Genomic DNA, 3,117 nt, shown 5'->3' with positions numbered 1-3,117 from the left:
CCGCGCGGTACGCCTTCGGCCGCCCGATCGCTTCCGCGATCGCGGCGTACGACCGCGTCTCCCCTGCGGGGATCCGCTGCAACTCCGCCCACACCGCTCGCTGAAATTCCGACCCGATCCTCCGGATCGGCGTCTCGAATTTCACGCGGCTTCCGGCGAAGTACTCGTCGAGCTCCCGCTCGATCGAGCGAATCGGCGCCGTCGTCCCCGGGACGACGGCGGCTTTCGTGCGCTGGCGCAACCGTTCCACTTCGCGCTCCAAGCCTCGCCGATCGACGAACTCGAGCAACACGAGTGCGTCGTCGTCGGCGATCGCGACCATCGGCCCGAGCCGCGTGTCGAGCCATGCGGCGCTCAGCACGCGGCCGTCAGCGCCGGCCGCCGAAGGGGCGGCGCCCATGATGCGCGAGAACGCGTCGCGGAAGCCGCTGCTCGATTCGTAGCCGGCCGCCAGCTGCGCTTCAATGATCGGCTCGCCGGTGCGAATTTGCTTCATCGCGAGTCCCATCCGGCGGGCGCGCGCGTACTGCACGAACGTCATGCCGAACCGCTTCTTGAACTGCCGGCGGGCCGTCGACGCATCCACGCTCAACGCTTCGAAATCTCGGTCCTTCCATCGCTTCTCGGGATTCGCCTCGACCGCTTCGACCAACGTCCGAACCAAGTCGGAGACTTGGTTCGGATGCGACAGCGGTCGGCATCGCTTGCAGGGGCGAAACGAGGCGAGCAGCGCCTGCTCGGCCGTCTCGAAAAACTCGCAGTTCTCGAATTTCGGCTTTCGTGCCGGGCATGTCGGGCGGCAGAAGACACCCGTCGTTTTCACGCCGACGAAGAACACGCCTTCATACTCGGAATTTTTATAAAGGAGAGCTTTGTAATATTCATTTTTCTTCTTTGCTGAAATCATCGCAATCTTCCTTTCATGGATCTCATCACATCCATTATAACCAGAGTCTGAAAGCGCGCCGCCGAAAAACAGGCATTCATTTTTTAAAAACTGAACCTGATTCTATCGATGATCTTTGCGGAAAATCCAGATTCTTTCGCTTATTTTTACGGCAAAACCGGGTTCCACATCGACTGCGTATTCGCACGTTCAATCAGGCGGACCGCGGGGTTATGTGACAGGGAAACAATATCGGCGTTGCGTGCAGAAAATTTGATTCCATAAAATTTCAGCCCATGCGCAAGGATCGAATCGCGCTCGGCTTTTTTATCCTTGTAAAGGATTTGATAGGCTTCGTAAGCTTTCCGGTCTGCTTCTGTTTTGGGCGAATCTCCGCGCGCGGCGAGCTCTTTTTTCATTGAAGCCAGTTGCGCTTCCATGTGCGCCAGGTCATCAGACAGCAATTGCCTTTTAAAATGTTTGAGTGCTGCCTCCAGCGTTTCATCGTCTTTTTTTATGTACAGACCGGTGAACGTATCATTTTCAGTTTTACAAACTTGATAGATCTTCTCGATTTTCAGATGGTATTTTTCGGCGAGTGCTTTGAGGTCGCGGGCAACTTGTAAGTCTTTAAAAGAGACGAGGACTGTGCTCTGTTGCTGGGGAAGAAGATTCATAGACAGCGTTTGCGTTTTCGCAACGACTGCTCTCGCCTGTGTCCCTCGGTCAAAAGCCGCAAGGATGCCGGTCGGATAGGTTGTAAACCCGACGAAGACAAACAATACGAATAACAAGCTGAGGCAGGCGGCCAACGATTTTTTCCACATCGCGATTCCTCCGTTCGCTCATAGTAATCTTATTATAACGTTTAGCCCGCTAACGGACATCTCGTCCTCTTAGCGGTCGATTTTGTGTGAGTTTGAATTCTAACGGACATACAATCCTCTTAGCGCGATTTTTACTGTTCGCGGCATGTGATTTTCTCTTCTAAGGGGATCAGATGTCCGTTACATTTTTCAAGGCATGGTTTTCCCCGGTTAAGGTGACCCAATGTCCGTTACAAGTTGCAGCCAACCGAAAGCCCCGTTAAACTGAAAGCAAATCGCCCAAAGGAACTGAGTAGTTATGAACGTCTATACGAATGGCGCACCCGAAACGAAAAACCACTCACAAAAAAGAGCGTACGATGGACCGAAACAAATACTCAGCGATTGCAACGAGAAATCACGACTTTAACAAGCCGATCAGCCGGGAAAAGTGGCAGCGTCTGCTGGATCAGCTCAACTTAAAGCCGGGGGAGAAAATTTTCGATATCGGCGCCGGCAATTGCGAGATTCCGATCCAGTTCGTCGAGAAGTTCGACGTGACGGCGACCGCCGTTGAGCTGTACGAGCCGCATCTTGAAGGCGGCAAACAGCGAGCGGAAGGACGCAGGACTCGTCCCGCTTTGGACGTTTACGGCGAGCGAGGATGAGGGGGACGCGTTCGAGTAGCGGTACGCGAAGTCGGTGGAGGATGATGTGCAGGCGCATCCGGATGCGGAGGAGATACGGGAGATGATACGTTCGTGGAAACGAACGTATTATCGATGGGGCAGGGACACGCTCGGGTTTGGCGTGTTCGTGACCCGCATTGATCGAAAAAGGTGACCCCATGAAAAAGCTGAAAAAATTAAAACCCTTCGTCAGGAATGTCCCTTCATGCAACGCTATCAGTGGCAAAAGTCAGGCGCGGCCAATTATTCATCCGGCAAACGAAGGCGAAAACGAACAATCCGACGACCATCGCGATCATCGTTACGATCGAACCATTCCGTTCGCCGCAAGTTCGCCCTAGATCGATAGACTCATTTCCTATGATTTTCACCTCCCGCCAAATGAACCTTGTTATAATCACCAAGTGTGCCAATTTCGTTAGGGAAAGGAAGACATCTATGAGATTACTGAAAAAGGCAGGCATGTCCGCGCTAGTGTTGCTGGCAATGGCTGCGGTTGCGCTGCCGGGACATCAAGCGAACGCACAAACGGCCAGCCACGTGGTGATCAACGAGATTGCGTGGATGGGGACGACGACGAGTTACAACGACGAGTGGGTGGAGTTGTACAATCCGACGGACCGCGACGTGAGCGTGGACGGCTGGAGGTTGGCGACGGCGGACGGCACGCCGAACGTGACCTTGTTGGGAACGATTGAGGCGCACGGGTTTTACATATTGGAAAGGACGAGCGACG

The 3,117-nt window shown here is 54.1% G+C and carries 5 protein-coding genes; 3 read left to right on the top strand and 2 right to left on the bottom strand.

Features of this window, described 5'->3' with window-relative positions:
• A partial coding sequence (locus VFK44_04025; GenBank protein ID HET7627539.1) for a trifunctional transcriptional activator/DNA repair protein Ada/methylated-DNA--[protein]-cysteine S-methyltransferase occupies positions 1-907 on the bottom strand: 907 nt, incomplete at its 3' end.
• Between the two features lie 146 nt (positions 908-1,053).
• The gene (locus tag VFK44_04020) at positions 1,054-1,668 is read right to left on the bottom strand and encodes a hypothetical protein (protein HET7627538.1); all 615 of its coding nucleotides are present in this window, start codon (positions 1,666-1,668) and stop codon (positions 1,054-1,056) included.
• Between the two features lie 404 nt (positions 1,669-2,072).
• On the opposite strand from VFK44_04020, the gene VFK44_04015 reads away from it, so the two are divergent.
• The 3 genes from VFK44_04015 to VFK44_04005 form a co-directional block, all read left to right on the top strand.
• Entirely contained in the window at positions 2,073-2,360 is a 288-nt protein-coding gene (locus VFK44_04015; GenBank protein ID HET7627537.1) for a class I SAM-dependent methyltransferase, read from the top strand.
• Positions 2,361-2,539: 179 nt separating this feature from the next.
• Positions 2,540-2,722: a hypothetical protein gene (locus VFK44_04010; protein HET7627536.1), complete on the top strand. Its 183-nt coding sequence runs from the start codon at positions 2,540-2,542 to the stop codon at positions 2,720-2,722.
• Positions 2,723-2,819: 97 nt separating this feature from the next.
• On the top strand, positions 2,820-3,117 hold a 298-nt coding region (locus tag VFK44_04005), incomplete at its 3' end, for a lamin tail domain-containing protein (GenBank protein HET7627535.1).

The organism is Bacillales bacterium, assembly GCA_035700025.1.
Classification (GTDB): Bacteria; Bacillota; Bacilli; order Bacillales; family DASSOY01; genus DASSOY01.
Note: the sequence above shows the minus strand (reverse complement) of the source record. Positions and strands in the feature narration are given on the sequence as shown.